Raw genomic sequence first — 16,988 nt, 5'->3', positions numbered from 1 at the left:
TATTCCCCAAACTACATGGAGGGCGATGCTTCGCCCCTACGAGATCACCTATGCCAACCTCCTCTGCACCGCTTGCGGATCTGGCTAGCTATCTTCCGGCGTTTATTCTGCGCCGGATGAACCATGATGTGGCACTCACGATGGCGCCAACCCTAGAACACTTCCCCGCTGCGGCGCTCTTTGCTGATCTCACTGGCTTTACTGCACTTACCGAACAACTCAGCCTCCATAACCCGGCTGGTACTGAAGAACTGACCCAGATCCTCGACCTCTACTTCGGCCATCTGGTGCGTGTGGTAACCGCCCACGGTGGGGATGTGATGAAGTTTGCGGGTGATGGCTTGCTGGCGCTCTGGTATGGCGAGGAGGATCTGGCCCAACTAACCCAACGGGCCGTGCAGTGTGGCCTCGCCGTGCAGATGATGATGTCGCCGGAGATGTGGGGCAGTTTTGAGACCCCCACTACCCCGCTCAAAATCCGCGTGGGGGTCGGGGCTGGTCAGGTGACGACAATGCACGTCGGGGGCATCTTTGGGCGCTGGGAGTTATTGGTAACGGGCGAGCCTATCCGTCAGACCGGGTTAGCGGAGAGCCAGGCCCAGCCGGGGGATGTGGTGATTGCCGCTGAGGCGTGGCCACTGGTGGCCGAGAGTTGTATGGGCGTAGCGCTGCCCACCGGTGGGGTGCGGCTGGTTTCGCTCACCGATTATTTGCCCATGCGCGGGCTGGATGTGCCCGTGCTGCGTATGGATATGGCCGACTCATTGCGCTTCTATTTGCCCAAGGCGATCTTGGCGCGCATGGATGCCGGACAGACGGCATGGTTGGCCGAGCAGCGCCGGGTGACGGTGCTCTTTATCAATCTGCCCGATCTGCAAGCCGAAACGCCGCTGCCCAAAGCGCAGGCGATGATGCGCAGTATTCAATCTATGCTCTACCGCTACGAGGGGAGTATTAGCCGCTTGGGCACCGATGCCAAAGGGCCAACCTTGGTAGCAGCACTCGGTCTGCCGCCCTTCTCGCACGAGGACGACCCGGAGCGCGGGGCACGGGCAGCGCTGGATATTCATACTGCGCTGGCCGAACAGGGCTTCCGTTGTGCGATAGGCATTACGACGGGCCAAGCCCTATGTGGGGCGGTGGGCGGCGAGGCGCGCCGCGAATATACGATGATGGGTTCGATGGTAAACCGTTCGGCACGGCTCATGCAGGCGGCGGCGCATCTCGATCCAAATAATGGCGTGGCCATCTTGTGTGATACCGCCACCATGACTGCGGCACGCCACGTCCTACGCTTTGAACGCCTCGCCCCCCTACGGCTCAAGGGAGTCAGCGAGCCGATGGTAGTCTATCGCCCACTGGCATTGGCGCTCCCCGCTATGGTGCGCGAGCCACTACAACATATGGGAACGCTGATCGGACGCAACCGCGAACTGGCCATAATAGATGGATTCCTGAACAATCTGGCGCTCCATGGACGGCGAGCGACCCTGATTCTTGAAGGTGATGAAGGCATCGGCAAGACCCGTCTCCTGCATACGCTTGAACATGCCGCACGCCAAGCGGGGGTCGAGGCCATGATCGGAATCGGGCGCTCGGTAGATGCCGCCCCCTATGGGGCATGGCGGTCAGTCTTTAGTAGCCTCTTGCTCAATGATGCCGCGCAATGGCCCGCCGATCTCTTGGGGGAAGATCTGATGCCCCTAGCACCGCTGCTGCGGGCGGTATTGCATGTTGATCTCCCGGAAACCACGATCACCGCGCAGATGAGTGGCCAAGTACGCGCCGATAATACCCGCGATCTGCTGGTGCGGCTGTTGGATCGCGCCACCCAACGCAACCCGTTAGTCATTATGATCGAGGATGCACAATGGCTCGATACCAGTTCGTGGGCGCTCTTGGCGGTAGTAGCCGAACGGGTTGAGCGCTTGTTATTGGCGATAGCGATCCGCCCGCTCTCCGATCCGCCCGCCGAATATCAGCGGTTAGCCTACCTGCCCGATACACGCCGCATTCATCTGAGTGGGCTAGAGCCATCGCAGATTCATGATCTGCTGGCGCAACGACTAGGGGTAGATCGGGTACCCACCGCAATCTGGCACCTGATTGCGGATCGCTCCCAGGGGAACCCCTTCTTTAGTGAAGAACTACTACACGCCCTACGCCAAAACGGCCTGATTACTGTAGTTGGGCGCGAGTGTCAGATAATGGCACGCGCCGGTGATCCGATCCAGATCCTCAACGCAGTGCCCTTACCCAGTACCATTGAGGGTTTGATCATCAGCCGCATTGACCGACTCAGCCCGGCGCAACAACTCACACTCAAGGTGGCGAGTGTGATCGGGCGTTCGTTTGCACTCTCGACGCTCAGCGCCATCCATCCGGTCGAGAACGATCCCAACCACTTGGTTGAGCAACTCTTCACCTTGCAACAAGCGGGTCTGGTGTTGATCGAGGAATTCGATCCCGAACTAGTCTACAGCTTCCGCCACGCCGTCGTAGCCGAAGTGGCCTACAACCTCATGAGTTTCCGTCAGCGGCGGCAACTCCACCGTACAATAGCGGAGTATTACGAGGCTGATGGTGACGCGGCACAACTCGCCTACCATTGGCGTCAAGCCGATGAGCCAGATCGGGCAATGGGCTACCTAGCACGGGCGGGCGAGCAGGCGCTCACGGCGGGAGCCTACCAGGAAGCGAGCAATTTTCTACGTGAGGCAATTCAGATCAGCGGCGGCGGTGCCAATGCCGCCGGTTCCCCCGATCTGATCACACGGGTACGCTGGGAACGCCAACTAGCCGAGGCGTACCACGGCTTAGGCCGCTTGAACGAGAGCCGCGATCTGCTCGAACGTGCCGAGGAGCATCTGAGCCGCCTCTTGCCGGTGCATCTGCGGCGCACCATGATGGGGCTGAGTTGGTTGTTGGTGCGCCAAGGAGTGCGCACCATCTTGCCCCTACCTGCGCCGCGCCGCGAACCAGATTCGGAGCTACTGCGCGAAGCGGCGCGAACCTCCATGCTGCTCGCCCAACTCAGCTACTACAACAGCCAACTCCCCGAAGCCATCCGCGCCGCCCTGCGCAGCCTCAGCCTCGCCGAACGCAGCGGTGAGACCCCGGAGTTAGCGGCGGCCTATGCCTCGGCCCACCTCGCCACCGGCATTATCGCGCCCCTCGCCCGCCGGTACCAGCAGCGCGCCTTAGATCTCGCCCACCAGATCAATCACCTGCCCACCTATGCCTGGGTGTACGAGGCCCAAGGGATCGCCGCGATGGATCGCGCCGATTGGCGCCGCGCAAGTGCGGCGCTCAACCTCGCACTGGTGGTAGCCGAACATCTGGGCGATCAACGCCGCCGCGCCGAGTGTCATGGGATGCTGGCACTCGCGGATCTGCTTCAGGGCAACCTCCATGCCGCCCAAGAGCGCTATGCCGAACTCTATGCGGCAGCACAAGCCCGTGGCGACCTGCAAGTGTGTGCCTGGGGGCTGATCGGGCAGGCTGAGTGCCTGATCCAACAGGATGCTGATCCCCAAGCGCTGGCCTTACTAGAAGTAGCAAATGGCCTGTTGGCCGAGAATCTGGGCAGTACCCGCGCTGAAGAGATCTGGGCCTATGGTTTGCATGCCAAACTCGCGTGGCGCAGCGGCAATACTCCTCTCGCGCAAACCTTGGCCGATACCGCTGATGATCTGGTCGGTGAACATCCCCCGGTCGCGATCTATGCACTGGGAGGCTATGTCGCACTTGCCGAGGTCTTGCTAGAACTCTGGGCGACCAAGCGCCAACCACGGCGGCTGCGCCGCATCACCCGGATGCTAGGCCAACTGGCACGTATCTTCCCGATGGTACGCCCGGCAGTGCTGATGTGGCGTGGGCGCGCTGCGTGGCTACGCGGACAGCAACAACGGGCACGCCGTTATTGGCAGCGCGCCGCCAACCTCGCTGCACAGATGGGGATGCCCTCCCCCCTGGCGCGGAGATTCACTGCCTTGGCCCAGACCCAACCCGTAGGGGCGACCCATTTGGCCACCCATGAATAGGGAGACTCTGCGATGTTCGCTGGGCCAAATGCTGCGCCCCTACGCTGCACATGCCCTATCGCACCCAGAAGACCAGGGCATGTGCAAAGTCACCTCCGGTGGGGGTGCGGGAGCGGCTGCGCTGCCCCCGCAGAATTTTTTGTGGTGTTTTGGCGGCTTCGCCGCCAAAACACCACAAAAAATGGGGCTTGGGGTGCAGCCCCAAGGACTTTGCACATGCCCTGCCCTGCCCAGAGTACTAGTTGCCGTAGCCTCTGCGGCGTGATACCATTACTACTGTGTGGTCTCTGATGCCAGATACTAGGTGACCTAGTATCAACCATCAACTGTCCTTAGGTTATCCGCACTATACAAAGGAGTATCCCTATGTTCGGCTTCGGTAACAAGAAGAAGGAAGAGGAAGAGCGGGAAAAAGCAGAAGATGCGTTGATGGCGCAGATGCAAGAGCAGATCGCGCAGCAGACCAAAACAATCCAGCAACTTCAGGCCCAGTTGATTGAGGCCAAAAATAACGCCGCTGTCAGCGCACAGGCGAATACGGCACTTACGGCGGCCCAGGCGCAACTGAAACAACTCCAGACGGAGATGGAGAAGATGAAGTCTAAACCCGACGCTGCGAGCGGAAGAGCGGCGGGTGGCGCGGTAGCACCTGCGGGCGGGAAATCAGCCGGAACGGCTGGGTCGGTGGGCGTGAGCCGGGTTGGCCCGACGGCGGGTGCTGCAAGCGGTGCCAAGCCGGCTGGCCCCGCCGCTGGGGCTGCGGGCGGTGCCAAGCCAGGCGCTATGGGCGACCACGAGAGTAAAGCTGCCCTCGAAGATCCGCATGTGTTGGCGGTTGGTCGCACAGCCTATGTGCGCAAGGAGGGCGGGAAGAACCTGCGCTTGCGTAGCGCGGCGGGCTTGCAAACCACCGTCATTGATAGCTTATCGCCCGGAACCTCGATGACCCTTCTCGCTGGGCCAGTTGATAACGACGGCTACCCCTGGTGGCATATTCGCGCCAGCGATGGCCGTGAGGGGTGGGTGGCAGGTACCGAGTTGGTAACTCAGCCTGAATAGAGTCTCCAAGCTTCCGGGAAGCTTGAAGCTTCCCGGAAGTTCAAAAAAAACGAGGGCCACTTGGTATGAGCATCCAGACCACACCATTGCAGCCCTTACAGCGCTCGGAAGGCCAACGCCGCTTCGCCATCATCTTCGGCATTATCCTCATCTATGTCGCTGCTGCAAGCAGCAGCCGGATGTTGGTGCAGTTACCGCAGAATATTGCCGGAATCTGGCCACCAAGTGGCCTCGCACTGGCCAGTCTATTGCTGATTGACCAGCGTGGACGCCCCACGCTCTTGGCAGGAATCTTCACCGCGGTATTCTTCACCAACCTGATAACCGGCATGGCGCTGGTGCCCAGCCTCGGTTTTGCGTTTGCCAATACCGCCGAATCGGCCTTGGCGAGTAGCCTGCTCATCCGTTACGTTGGCTTGCCGATCACCCTGGGTAGCATCCGTGAAGTGATTGGGCTGCTCGGTTGGGCGGTGATCGGTACCAATGCGCTTACGGGCCTGATTGGGGCTGGAGTTGCCACCTATGCCTTTGCCATACCCTTTTGGCCCACCTGGTTCAACTGGGTCGCCGCAGATGGGCTGGGGATGCTCTTGGTGGGTGGAGCCATTCTCAGTTGGAGTACCGATATACGCAAGCGAACCTTCGCGATCTTAGGTCGTGAGATCGAGTTTGGCCTGCTCTGTCTGATCAGCCTGACTATCGGCATCTCCACTTTCAGCACCCTACCCACTGCGATCAACTACCCCTACCTGCTCATCCCGCCCGTGATCTGGGCCGCAACCCGCTTTGGTGTTCATGGAACCACCCTGATTGGCCTCATGATGACAACGGTCGTGCTGTGGATTACCGTGATGGGACAGGGGTTCTTTAGTTCTCCGATGGAGCCACTCAGTACCCACTTGCTTGCGGCCCAAACCTTCTTTGCCGTGCTGATCACCTCAGGATTATTGTTGGCCGCGAGCCAACACGAACGTGTCGTAGCCCCAGATCAATCTGGAGCAGATGAATACTAAGCTGCGCTTGGCGCTGCGCCGTACCCAGGCGCTGTATGAGATTACTAATGCGACAATCTGCATTGATGATCTGGATGAAGCCCTGGAAAAAGCGGTAAATTTGGCTGCGAATGCGATACCGGCGCATCGCGTCTTGCTACTGATCGTTCATCAAGATCAACACCAGATCATCCACCTACACATTGGGGGCACTGGGGCATTGCACGCCGCCGAGACGATCAGCTATGATCGGCTCAAGGATAGTCTGATCGGTTGGGCGATTGAACAACGCCGTCCCGCGATCTCCCCCAAGGGCTACCGCGATCCGCGTGAGAGTCCCGCCGCCCAAGCGTGGCGCACCGAGGCGCAGTGTGGCGCAATCATGGTTATCCCGTTTACGCCTTCGGAGTCTATTGTGGGCGTGTTGGCAGCGGTTAACCGCCCCGATGAATCCGATTTTAGCCCCCAGGATGTTGATCTGTTAGAGACGTTGTCGAACCAGATTGCGAGTGCCTATGCGCGAGCGCGGCTCACACACGATCTGCAACGGGCAAACCAGGCGAAGAGCGCTTTTTTGGCCAGTATGTCCCACGAGTTGCGTACACCACTCAATGCCATCCTTGGCTTTACCGGCACGCTCCTGATGAAACTGCCGGGGCCACTGACTGAGGCGCAGGAGCGCCAACTGAGTACGATTAAACGTAGCGCCCAGCACCTTCTGACCCTGATTAACGATATTCTCGATCTGGCCCGCATCGAATCGGGGCGAGTTGAACTGCGCCTTAAAACGGTGGTGGCGCAAGAGGTGCTGGATGATGTGATTGCTGAACTGCGTCCCTTGGCCGAACAACGGGGTTTGATGGTGCAGATGACCACCCCCGATCAACTCATCCCTATCAATACTGATCTGCGTATTTTGCGTCAGATATTGATCAATCTGATTAATAATGCGATCAAGTTCACCGATGCAGGTGAGGTGCATATAACCATACACCGTGAAGGGCCGAGCCTCCTGTTTGCGGTACGCGATACCGGAATCGGCATTAGACCTGAAGACCAAGTGCGCCTCTTTGCTGAGTTTGGGCGCATTGATTCAGCCGAGGTACGTACCCGTGAGGGGACAGGACTGGGGTTGCGTCTGGCGCACCGTTTGGCGGAGACCTTGGGAGGCACGATTACGCTTCAGAGTGAGTATGGGGTGGGGAGTACCTTTACGTTGTGTCTGCCACACCACTAACTGAATGGTATAATGCAGCAATCGGTGGCGTATTGGAGTACAACAACCATCTAAGGGGAATATGCGCATGAATCTGGGTCATCGTGTCTGGTCAGTTCCAACACTGATCGCCACTGGTGTTATTATTGCCGACCAGGTCAGTAAAGTGTGGGTCGTACAGGCGCTCGGCCCAGCAACGATGACCCGCTTTATTCCAGTGGTTGGTGATGCAGCGCGGATTGCTTATTCACAAAATACTGGGGTAGCATTTAGTCTTTTTCAGGATGTGCCACAGTTTCTTACTTTTACTTCATTGTTAATCATTGCTGCTGCGATCTATTTTTACCGTACCCAGTTACCCAACCAGAGCTTCTTTGTCCAGTTGATCATGGGTTTGATCATGGGTGGGGCGTTTGGTAACTTAATAGATCGAGTACGTATCGGGTACGTGGTTGATTTTATTCAGATCGGCTGGTTTCCAATCTTCAATCTAGCTGATTGTGCAATCTCCGTGGGTGCATTCCTGCTGATTATTCAGTTTATTCGCGAAGAACTTGCGCAACAGGGCGATGATCGGACAATGGTTTTGCAGTGAAAGGTTCGATTTCACCACCAGTTTTGCCGCTCCGCTGGGCCATTCCGTTGGTACTGGCGCTCTTCGTGATCGTGTGTGATCAACTGACCAAGATGATGATCGTAGCGACCTTAGGGCCAGAACCGTTTACGCGCCGGATCACGCTCGGCCCCTCCTGGCTCAATCTGGTCTATTCGCAGAATACAGGGGTGGCGTTTGGCCTCTTTCGGCAGATTCCGCTCTTCTTCCTCTTCACCTCCATCGTCATTACTCTAGCTGCGCTCTATGCCTACCACGCCTACTTGCCCAATCAGGTGCCCTGGGTGCAGTTGGCTATGGGCCTGATTTTGGGTGGGGCCGTGGGCAATATTATTGACCGCGTGCGGTTGGGGTGGGTGGTGGATTTTATGAGCGTTGGTTGGTGGCCGGTCTTTAATGTGGCCGATAGCGCAATTGTGCTGGGGGTGCTTGCCCTGACCGGGTACCTGATCATTGTTGGTGAGCCACCCGCTTCGCCCATGCCCCCCCGCGATGATGGCTTGCTCCAAGATCTGCTCAGCCATGATGTGGATTGAGGTGGCTCCCCGTGTCTGAGTTGCATACCTACTCGTTGCTGGTAGAAGCCCCGGCGGTTGGCGAACGCCTCGACCGCTTTGTGGCCCAAGCACTGCCCAACCTCTCGCGCTCGTTTGTGCAACACCTCATCGTAGATGGTCATGTGGTGGTGAATGCGCAGCCGGTGCGCTCTAGTTACCCGCTGCGCCATGGCGATCAGGTGACGGTGACGGTACCACCCGCCCAGCCCATCGCGCTACTACCCGAAGCCATCCCACTACATGTGGTGTATGAAGATGCCGATCTCGTGGTGGTCGAGAAACCCGCCGGGATGGTGGTGCATCCGGCACCTGGCCACCCCAACGGCACGTTGGTGAATGCGCTGCTGGCGCGCTACCCCACCATGGAGGTCGGAGGCGACCTGCGCCCAGGGATTGTGCATCGCCTTGATGCGGGTACCTCCGGCTTGTTGGTGGTGGCACGCCACGACCAAGCGTTGCGCCATCTGACCACGCTGCAACACGCACGCCAGATGCGCAAGATCTATCTCGCGGTGGCAGAGGGCCGCTTTAAGCAAGCCGAGGGGCTGATTGATGCGCCGGTTGGTCGGCATCCCCACGACCGCCTGCGCATGGCGGTAACGCCCACTGGCCGCGAGGCACGTACCCACTACCGGGTGTGTGAGGAATTCGGTAACTATACGCTGCTGGAGTTGCGCCTCGAAACCGGGCGCACGCATCAGATCCGGGTTCATCTGCAACACCTGGGCCGCCCGATTATCGGCGATCCGCTCTATGGTGCCCGCAAGGGTCGCCCCACCTTCGGCCTCGAACGCCAATTTCTGCACGCCCACTTGCTCGGCTTCAATCTCTTGGATGGTAGTTGGCGTGAGTTCGCCTCGCCCCTCCCCGAAGATCTTCAGGCGGTGTTGGTGAAGTTGCGGGCTATAAGGACGGCGTAGCAGCGCATGGGCAAAATTCTTGGGGCTACGCCCCCGAACCCCCACCGGAGGTGACTTTGTACATGCCCTATGCGGCGTAGCCGAACCCCCAGCATCGCTACTGTGCTACAATGCAGGTATTGTTGACATCCTACAAGGTGCGTACCTTGTCTTACGTAATCAACGAGGAGCGTATGCGGAAGAAGATTAGCATTATCGGTGCAGGGTTTGTTGGCTCGACGACGGCCCATTGGGTAGCAGCTAAGGAGTTGGGCGATATTGTGCTGCTGGATGTTGTTGAGGGTGTGCCGCAGGGCAAGGGTCTCGACCTCTATGAGGCGGCACCGATTGAGGGCTATGATGTGCGGGTACTCGGCACCAACGACTATGCCGATACCGCGAACTCGGACGTGATTGTGGTCACGTCGGGCGCACCGCGTAAGCCCGGTATGAGCCGCGAAGATCTGATTAAGGTGAATGCCAACATCACTCGCGATTGTATCTCCAAGGCGGCACCGCTCTCGCCCAATGCGGTCATCATTATGGTGAATAATCCGCTCGATGCGATGACCTATGTCGCCGCTGAGGCGAGTGGCTTCCCCAAGGAGCGCGTGATTGGCCAAGCTGGGGTGCTCGATAGCGCCCGCTACCGCACCTTCATCGCCATGGAGGCCGGGGTCTCGGTTGAGGATATCCAGGCCATGCTGATGGGTGGCCACGGCGATGAGATGGTGCCGCTGCCACGCTTCTCGACCATCGGCGGTATCCCGGTGAGCGAGTTCATCCCCGCCGACAAGCTGGAGGCGATTGTGGACCGCGCTCGCAAGGGCGGCGGCGAAATCGTCAACCTGCTCAAGACGGGGAGCGCCTACTATGCCCCAGCAGCGGCAACCGCCCAGATGGTTGAGGCGGTGATCAAGGACAAGAAGCGCGTGGTACCAGTAGCGGCCTACCTGAGTGGCCAGTATGGGCTGGACGATATCTACTTCGGCGTGCCGGTCATCCTGGGTGCCGGTGGCGTTGAGAAGATTATCGAACTACAGCTCAACGACGAGGAGAAGGCGCTGGTGCAGAAGTCGGCGGATGCGGTTCGCTCGACGTTGGAGACCTTGAAGAGCCTGTAGATACGCAGCTTCCGGGAAGCTAGGCTAATCTGGAATTTGGAGGGGGGTGTTACGATCTGGCACCCCTCCCCCTTGTGCGAGGTGTGTGAGTGAAAGCAAGCACAACGACAGCAACATCAACTTCCAACGCGCCGAGCACCAGTTCCGACCGCTGGAAATTACTCGGCGGTGAGCGATTCTATACCCTCGCACGTTGGGTGACGATTCTGCTCCTCATGGGGGTGACCCTCTTTATCACCCAAACCCCCATCTGGCCACTGAGTTTGCAGAGCCAGCCCCTCGTGGTCATCCTGTGGGCCTATACCATCTTCAGTTTGCTGGCGACGGTGGCGCTCTTTGTCCCTAATGTGGCGCAACTGCTCAGTTTTGCCTATCTGATTGATATTGGCTTTATCTCGCTTATGGCCTTCTTTGGCGGGGATGATCATGCGATCTTCTTTCCGCTCTACCTGCTGCCGCTGATCAATGCGGCAATCCGCCAACCGGCGATCATCGGCCTCGTCTCTGGGATTGCGGCGGCGCTCTTCTACTCCATGGCCTTTGTCGGCTGGCGCTATTTGATCAGCGAGAGTTCGGTACAGAATATTGAGTTTGTGGCCTTGGCGCTGCGTAGCCTGACCTTGAGTCTCTTGCCATGGATGACGAGTGCGCTCGCTGAGCGTTGGAGTGAGAATAATCGCCAGAGTGTGCTTGAAGCCCAACATCAATCCGAACAGGCGTTGATCCAGGCCCGCGCCTACCGCGACCAGATGCGCTCGCTCTATGAGGTGGCCTACGCCCTCTCCACCACGATGGACTACCGCAATGTGCTCGAGTCGGCGTTGCGCGAGAGTCGCCGCTTGGTGCCCTATACGTGTGGCTTTGTCTTGCTCTCCTCCGGCGAAGAGAACGAGCTCTATGTCGCCGCGAGTCAGTCACTTGGAGTTGCCGATCAGGCACGTAAAATGACGGTTGCGCAGGGGGGCTTGGCTGAGGTGTTGCGCTCTGGGGATTCTAAGATGGTTGCCATTGCTGACCAACCAGATCTGCAACTCTTTGAGGCATTGCGGGCGTGCCGTTCGGCCTGTATCATCCCCTTGCAAGCGGCGATGCGCACCTATGGCCTGATGGTGGTTGGAACAGATCGCGCCGCCGCCTTTACCGGCGAGCAGAACGATATGCTCACCGCACTGGCGCGCTATGCGATCATCGCCCTGCATAATGCCCAACTCATCTTCGATCTGAAGGAGGAGCGCACCAAACTACTCTCCAAGGAAGAAGAGGTGCGCCATCAACTCGCCCGCGACCTGCACGATGGCCCGGCGCAGTCTATCGCCGCGATCACGATGAATATTGAGTTTATCAAGAAGCTGCTTGATCGTGATCCCAAGCGCGTGGTTGATGAGTTGGATAAGCTTAGTGCGCTGGCCAAACGTACCACCTACGAAGTCCGTACCATGCTCTTTGAACTGCGCCCGTTGGTGCTTGAGACCCAGGGGCTGAAGGTGACGCTCGAACAGTATTTAGAGCGCTTCAAGGGCAATAATGCCGGTACCGAGATTATTCTTGAGGCTGAGCAGATCGCTGGGGTCACCCTGGATACGAAGACCGAAGGCACGCTCTTCAATATTATCCAGGAAGCGGTCAACAATGCCCTCAAGCACGCCAAGGCCAAGCATATCTGGGTACGGCTGCACCGTAATGGGAAGATGCTGCATGCGGTGGTGCAGGACGATGGCGCGGGCTTTGATAAGGCGGCGGTGCTGCGTTCTTACGAGAAGCGCGGCTCCTTCGGCCTGCTCAACATTGATGAACGGGCGCGCCTCGTCGGTGGCCAAGCCGAGATGGAATCGGCGCTAGGTAAGGGTACCAAAGTGACGATCATCGTCCCGATTGAATAGGGAGCAGCGTGGAGAACCCCTATCTCATCCCCCAACGTGTACGCGCCGCGCTACGGGCACTCGATCTGCGCCCCACCCGTGGCATGGGCCAGAACTTCTTGATTGACCCGCTGGCACTTGATGCGATTGTGCAGGCCGCCGAACTCACCCCGGATGATCTGGTGGTTGAGGTTGGCCCCGGCTTGGGCGTGCTGACCTGGGAGTTGGTGCGCGTGGCCCACCAGGTCGTGGCGGTGGAGTTGGATCGCCGCCTCGCCGCCCGGCTGCACGAGGAGTTCCCCACCGCGCCACTGCGGATCATCCAGGCCGATGTGTTGCGTACTCCGCCCGCCACCATCCTGGATGATCTGGTGCCCCCCTACAAGCTCGTGGCCAATCTGCCCTACGCGATCACCGCGCCGGTGTTGCGCCACTTTCTGGAGGGCCAACCCGCCCCCGATCTGATCGTGGTGCTGGTTCAGTGGGAAGTGGCCGAGCGCATCTGTGCCCAACCGGGCGATCTGAGTGTGCTGGCCCACGCCGTCCAGATCTATACCGAGCCAGAGATCATCGCCCGCGTCCCCGCCAGCAGCTTCCACCCCGCCCCAGCAGTGGACTCGGCCATCCTGCGGATGCGCCGCCGCCCCCAACTTGCCGTCGCGGTGGATGATGTAGCCGCGCTCTTCCGCATCATCAAGGCCGGGTTTCTCCAGCCGCGCAAGCAGTTGGGCAACGCCCTCCCCGGTGGGTTGGCGGCTATCGGTGGCGGCATGCCCCGCGATGTGGTCGTGGCCGTGCTGCATCAGGTGGGGATTGATCCGATGCGGCGCGCCGAAACGCTCACCCTCGCCGAGTGGGCGGCGATCTACCAAGCTCTCCCGCATTGAAAGGAACACCCCATGAACTGTTGGCACTGTGATCGCCCCGCCCATGGCACCTGCATCTTCTGTGGGCGTGCCGTCTGCCGCGAACATGCCCAGGAGATGCCGCATATTGTCGCGCTCTACCAGGATACCAAGGGGGTTCACAAGGCGGTGGTGACGGCCAAAGCGCTCTTTTGTGGAGTGTGTGAGCCGCGTGAAGATCCGGTAGAGATGCCAGAGCTGAAATAGCTAATCTCGCAATACCACGTTTCTTCTGCTCTACTGCCTACTCTCTTTTATATACGCCTGCTGGATCGCATCCAGCACCTCCTTCAACTCGAAGGGCTTGCGCAACACCCCCACCGCCCCGGCCCGCCGCGCCTCCTCGATCAGGTTGGGGAGCGCCTGCCCCGTGAAGAGCAACACCCGCACCTGGGGGTTGTAGTCGCGCAATTGCCGTAACAACTCAATCCCATTCATTCCCGGCATGGCCAGATCACTCAACACCAGATCAAAGTTGCGTACCTTGTAGGCATCGAACGCACTCAGCGCATTGTTGTAGATGGTCACGCTGTGCCCGATCCGCTCCAACAAGACCTGGAGCGACTGCGCGATGCGCAGATCATCATCAACGACAAGCAGATTGAGGTTGGGAACCTCGACCACCGGCGGCGCGTCGGGTAGGTCGGCGGCATTGGCGGTGATCGGCAGACGCATGATCATCGTCGTACCTTCGCCGGGGTTGCTCTCCACCTCCAATGTCCCACCGTGGCTCTGCACAATTCCATACGAGACCGCCAGCCCCAGCCCGGTACCGGGAGTGGCGCTGCCCCCTAGCGCACCCTTGGTGGTCACAAATGGCTCGAAGATCTTGTCGCGGATGGCATCGGGAATACCGCAGCCAGTGTCGGAGATCGTCAGAGTGATCCGCTGCGCATCGCTACTCATCCGCACCGTCAGCGTTCCGCCATCAGGCTTCATCGCGTCGCGGGCGTTGGTGAGGAAGTTGAGTACCACCTGCGAGATCTGCCCCGGATCACAAATCGTGAGCGGCACCGGGTCAATCTCCTGCACAAGCTTGATCTGGTGTTTGCGGAGTTCAATCTCCATCAGCGTGACGGTACCGCGCACCGCATCGGAGAGATCGGCCATCTCGCGGCGCGGCTCACCCCGGCGTGCAAAGGTAAGTAGGCTACCAGTGATGCTCTTACCGCGCTTACAGGTATCCACCACCACCTTGAGCGACTCATTCTTGGTCGTGTCATCGGGGCTTGAGAGACCAAGTTGGGCGTAGCCCAGCATCCCGCCGAGCAGGTTGTTAAACTCGTGGGCAATGCCCGCCGCAAAGGTGCCTAGCGCAGCCAGTTTAGAGGATTGAATCAGCTCGGCCTGCGACTCCTGCACGCGGCGGAAGAGTTGCGCATTCTGGATCACCATCGCCGCTTGACGTGCGAAAGTCATCAGAATGCGCTGCTCACCATCCAAGAGGCTCCGCGCTTCGGGGAAGGTGAGGCAGATCGCCCCCATGACCCGTTGTTCTTCAACCAGCGGAATACAGACCAGCGCATTCCAGTAGACATTTTGGGTTAGCGCGGGGAGCGGTGCCAAAGTCTGGGTATACTGATCGGTGAACATCATCACCCGTTGGCGTGCCAACACCACCTCATAGCTCTGCGGAAAGGGAACGGGGATTGCGACATCACGCTCCATCGGCACCGGCAGGTTATGGGCCGCCACCAGAACCGGGCGTTGCAGATCATCAATCAGCACCACCCAACCGTTAGAGGCATTCATCAACACCGCGAGGCGGTGGCAGAGCAGTTCGAGCATAACCGGCACATCGCGGGTGCTGATCAGAGCCATCATGAGGCTCTGGAGATGTTCAAGCTTGGTATTGAGATCGGAAGACTTGGCACTCAACGCCTGCATATCGCTGGTATAGTTGAGCATTTTGCCCTGGTTGGCCAGCGCAATCTGAAAGACCACCACCGGCACAATACCGAGCATAAAGGCAAAGCCGCTGATCTCCCAGAGCGTCGCCATCAGGCCACCGAGCGGAGCCAGCATCAAGACATGCCAACGCACCTCATCGCTACGAATGCGTAACACCGCGTGGGGGTCTTTGCCAGCAGCAAAGATCGCAAAGCCGCCCTCAGCCGCAAGTTCCAGCGCATAGATGGTCGCACCAGTAAAGAGGAGTGCCAGCAGTGAGGTGATGGTGGTGTAGGGTAGACGGCCCACCCCTACCGAAAAGAAGGCGCTTCCCAGGTGGAGCAGGGCAATCCCACTGCTGATCAGGATGCCGATCATACGCACGGCGATTATCGCGCTGATCTGCCACCAGGCCCGCTCGCGGGCGATGCCAGCGCTAATGGTGCCAATCAGCACCACTGCGAGCATAAGTGGCCAGCCCAGTGCTGTCACCCCGGCAATCAGCAGCGCCATCGAGATCGCGAGACTGCGCCCCTGCTTGACATCGAAGGCGAGCAGATCGGCCCCCATGAGCATCCCAGCGAAGATCAGGGTGGAGAGAATATCAATCAGGTGGATGCCAGCACGGGGATAGATCAATGCGGTGATGAGCGTGGTGATCAGTGCCGTAGACCAAAGACCGATCAGGTAGGCTTGAGCGCGTTGGGGCAGGGCGGGAAATTCGATCAAGATACGTTTTTCAAATCCTACCTGCGGTAGACTACCACTCGCCACAGCCTACCTCCTTAGGTATCCTCTATCTGGCGCACGGTGCTACGCTTGCGCAAACGCTGAGGCTTAGTTGGGGCTGGGGTGATGAGAGCATCCAGTGCGGCATTGATCTGACTATACTCATCGGCGTTTCCACAAACATACTGATCGATCTGGAGACTATGGCGTTGACGCAGCGCCAATGGAGCAATCTGGCGCACATCTTCTTCACTCACCCGGTCGCGGAAATCGGCGGCTGCGCGCGCGCGAGCAGCCTCCAGCAACGCGATTTCGGCGCGCTGCGAGGGCACCTTGAGGGTCTGCACGAGGTTCATCGCCAACTCTTCGAGGTGCGGTGGGATCTCCACATGGGGCAGAATCTCACGCGCAGCCTCCACCTCCTCAGCCAGAGCGCTCGTCTGGGCAGCGTAGGCCAGCCGGAAGGCCGAAGGATCAGTGCGGAAGAGCCGCGTGCGCCGGTACGCCTCCAGCCGCGCCTGGGGGTCTTCTAACGGCATCACCCAGACCCGCAGCCCAAAGCGGTCGAGGATCTGTGGACGCAACGGCCCCTCTTCGGGGTTCATCGAACCCACCAGGAAGAACTGGCTGGGGAAGAGGCGCGTCATGGGGCCACGCCGCACCAACGTGCGCCCCTGGGCCGCCGCATCAAGGATCGCCTTTACCACGGCAGGATCGAGCAGGTTGATCTCGTCCACATAGAGCAGGTTGCGATGCGCCAACGCCAACACACCCTCGTCGAGGATGACCCGCTGCTGCTCAATCGCCACCCGCTCATTGATGCCGCCGACGACATCTTCTAGCCGCGCATTGAGCGGTAACTCAATCAGCCGCATCGGCTCGTAACTAGTATGGGTTGTGCCTTCGGCATCCGCCCACTGCTGCTCACGGCGCGGCATAATGTCGAGCAAACCGCGCACCGACGTTGTCTTGCCCACTCCGTATGGCCCACTGATCAGTACCCCACCAATCTGTGGGTTGATCAACCCCAGGATGAGTGCAGTCTTCAATTCTGGCTGACCAACCAAGGCCAGCAGCGGGAAGGGCAGGACTTCATCCATAG

Annotated in this window: 13 protein-coding genes; 11 read left to right on the top strand and 2 right to left on the bottom strand. The window is 59.3% G+C overall.

Features of this window, described 5'->3' with window-relative positions:
- The first annotated feature begins 50 nt into the window (after positions 1 to 50).
- The 11 genes from EKD03_RS00635 to EKD03_RS00585 all read left to right on the top strand — a co-directional run bounded on the left by EKD03_RS00635 (position 51) and on the right by EKD03_RS00585 (position 13,474).
- Positions 51 to 4,043 (top strand): AAA family ATPase, encoded by a 3,993-nt coding sequence (locus EKD03_RS00635; protein WP_129626233.1) that lies wholly within the window; start codon positions 51 to 53, stop codon positions 4,041 to 4,043.
- Positions 4,044 to 4,409: 366 nt separating this feature from the next.
- Positions 4,410 to 5,102: an SH3 domain-containing protein gene (locus EKD03_RS00630; RefSeq protein ID WP_129626231.1), complete on the top strand. Its 693-nt coding sequence runs from the start codon at positions 4,410 to 4,412 to the stop codon at positions 5,100 to 5,102.
- Positions 5,103 to 5,167: 65 nt separating this feature from the next.
- Positions 5,168 to 6,115, top strand: coding sequence for an MASE1 domain-containing protein (locus EKD03_RS00625; RefSeq protein ID WP_129626229.1), 948 nt, complete (start codon positions 5,168 to 5,170; stop codon positions 6,113 to 6,115).
- Entirely contained in the window at positions 6,105 to 7,331 is a 1,227-nt protein-coding gene (locus EKD03_RS00620) for a GAF domain-containing sensor histidine kinase (RefSeq protein ID WP_129626227.1), read from the top strand. Before EKD03_RS00625 ends, EKD03_RS00620 begins: the two co-directional genes overlap by 11 nt.
- Before the next feature lie 61 nt (positions 7,332 to 7,392).
- The gene (gene lspA, locus EKD03_RS00615) at positions 7,393 to 7,905 is read left to right on the top strand and encodes a signal peptidase II (RefSeq protein WP_238613254.1); all 513 of its coding nucleotides are present in this window, start codon (positions 7,393 to 7,395) and stop codon (positions 7,903 to 7,905) included.
- Positions 7,902 to 8,459 carry a signal peptidase II gene (gene lspA / locus EKD03_RS00610; protein ID WP_238613248.1) on the top strand — a complete coding sequence of 186 codons (558 nt, stop codon included), beginning with the start codon at positions 7,902 to 7,904 and terminating at the stop codon, positions 8,457 to 8,459. The genes lspA (EKD03_RS00615) and lspA (EKD03_RS00610) overlap by 4 nt, the downstream gene beginning before the upstream one ends.
- Before the next feature lie 11 nt (positions 8,460 to 8,470).
- Positions 8,471 to 9,400, top strand: coding sequence for an RluA family pseudouridine synthase (locus tag EKD03_RS00605; protein WP_238613246.1), 930 nt, complete (start codon positions 8,471 to 8,473; stop codon positions 9,398 to 9,400).
- Between the two features lie 173 nt (positions 9,401 to 9,573).
- Complete coding sequence (mdh, locus tag EKD03_RS00600; RefSeq protein WP_129626225.1) at positions 9,574 to 10,503, top strand: malate dehydrogenase; 930 nt, start codon at positions 9,574 to 9,576, stop codon at positions 10,501 to 10,503.
- An 89-nt stretch (positions 10,504 to 10,592) separates the two neighbouring features.
- Complete coding sequence (locus EKD03_RS00595; protein WP_129626223.1) at positions 10,593 to 12,383, top strand: GAF domain-containing sensor histidine kinase; 1,791 nt, start codon at positions 10,593 to 10,595, stop codon at positions 12,381 to 12,383.
- A gap of 8 nt (positions 12,384 to 12,391) precedes the next feature.
- Positions 12,392 to 13,249: a 16S rRNA (adenine(1518)-N(6)/adenine(1519)-N(6))-dimethyltransferase RsmA gene (rsmA, locus tag EKD03_RS00590; protein ID WP_129626221.1), complete on the top strand. Its 858-nt coding sequence runs from the start codon at positions 12,392 to 12,394 to the stop codon at positions 13,247 to 13,249.
- Positions 13,250 to 13,261: 12 nt separating this feature from the next.
- Positions 13,262 to 13,474, top strand: coding sequence for a hypothetical protein (locus tag EKD03_RS00585; RefSeq protein ID WP_129626219.1), 213 nt, complete (start codon positions 13,262 to 13,264; stop codon positions 13,472 to 13,474).
- Positions 13,475 to 13,504: 30 nt separating this feature from the next.
- Here EKD03_RS00585 and EKD03_RS00580 read toward each other — a convergent pair whose 3' ends face one another.
- A complete protein-coding gene (locus EKD03_RS00580) occupies positions 13,505 to 15,931 on the bottom strand; it encodes an ATP-binding protein (RefSeq protein WP_129626217.1) in 2,427 nt (808 codons plus the stop codon).
- Positions 15,932 to 15,942: 11 nt separating this feature from the next.
- Entirely contained in the window at positions 15,943 to 16,986 is a 1,044-nt protein-coding gene (locus tag EKD03_RS00575) for a magnesium chelatase ATPase subunit I (RefSeq protein ID WP_129626215.1), read from the bottom strand.
- Positions 16,987 to 16,988: the final 2 nt, after the last annotated feature.

It is taken from the genome of Candidatus Oscillochloris fontis, assembly GCF_004138135.1.
Classification (GTDB): domain Bacteria; phylum Chloroflexota; class Chloroflexia; order Chloroflexales; family Chloroflexaceae; genus Oscillochloris; species Oscillochloris fontis.
The sequence above is the reverse complement of the archived record's forward strand: the minus strand, read 5'-3'. Positions and strand labels throughout refer to the sequence as shown.